The 1,298-nt window shown below is 73.5% G+C and carries 1 protein-coding gene; it reads left to right on the top strand.

Going from position 1 to position 1,298, the window contains the following annotated elements:
* On the top strand, positions 1-1,298 hold a 1,298-nt coding region (locus ACFWJO_RS39615; RefSeq protein ID WP_386873133.1), incomplete at both ends, for a hypothetical protein.

The raw sequence follows: 1,298 nt of genomic DNA, 5'->3' as shown, positions 1-1,298 counted from the left end.
CCCTCGAGGCCGACCCGGCCGTCGCCGAGGCCGCGACCGGCCGCGCCGAGCAGTTCACCGCCGCACTGCCGGTGCAGCAGGCCATCGACACCGTCACCGCCGCCGGCCCCGAAACCGAAACCGAGCGGCAGCAACTGGCCGAGGACACCCTGACCCGGGTGCACGCCAACAGCCACCGCACCGACCCGGTGGACTGGCGGCAGATCGGCCGCGACGCCTGGACCGAACACGGCCCCGGCGGCGGAGCCCCCATTCCGGCGGCGGACCCGCGAGTGCGCGCCGCGCTCGACGGCGTCCCGGTCGGTGACCCACGTACTGAGCAGATCTTCACCGACTGGAACCGCGGCTGGAACGGCACCCGAACCGAGTGGGCGCGCGAACGCGAGGACGAGGTCCTCACCGATCTCCAGGCCGAGATGGTCACCCACCCCCGCCTGCAGGTGCTGCGGCGACGCCCCGAGGACTACCTCAGCGTCGGCCGCCACCGGCTGCTCAACCACACCGTCAGCGACTGGCTGCTGTCCGTCGACTCCGCCGACCCGCAGTACCAGGCGGCGGCGCACTGGCTGCACGACAACATCGCCACCACCCTCGACACGGTCCACGAGGCGGTCAAGACCTCCCCCGAGCTGGCCCTGATGCTCGACGGCGCCGATGACGCCGTCGTGGCCGAGGCCGAGAAGGCGGCCGCCGGCGCCCGGGTTCTGATCCCGGACGCCAGCCTGCGCGCGTGGCAGGCGGCCGGGAGCATCGACGACCGCGCCGCCGACGTCGAAAGGTGGCGGGACTGGGCCCAGGGCGAGCTACGTCAGGACCCGCTGGTGGTGGCCTTGGCGGCGAGCACCCTGGTGAGCAAACGGACCAGCGTCGTCCTCGAGGCCGCCGCCGCAGACCTCGCCGACCGCCTCACCGGCCGCCCGGACCTCGCCGCGGTGATCGACGACCACGGCGGTCACCAGTGGCTCACCGCCGAGGTCCGGGGCCCGCTCCTGGGCGCACTCGGAGACACCTACCGCGACAAGGCCACCGACTGGCTTGCCCGCGACATCAACACCTTCGTGGCGACGGGCCGTCCCCGTACCCAGGTGCACCGGTTCACCCTGCACACCGGCACCCCCATATGGGAGGTCACCACCGACGGCGGTAACAGCCGAGAGCTGTGGGGCGGGCATCACCTGCCCGCGGTGCGCCGCGCCACGACCTCAGGCCACGGAACCAGCGCGGGCCCGGTCCGGGAAGGCCTTACTGCCGAACAGGCCCGGGGCCGGTTCGCCGAGATCACCGGGCGGGCACTGAGC

It is taken from the genome of Streptomyces sp. NPDC127092, from assembly GCF_042722475.1.
Lineage (GTDB): Bacteria > Actinomycetota > Actinomycetes > Streptomycetales > Streptomycetaceae > Streptomyces.
Note: the sequence above shows the minus strand (reverse complement) of the source record. Positions and strands in the feature narration are given on the sequence as shown.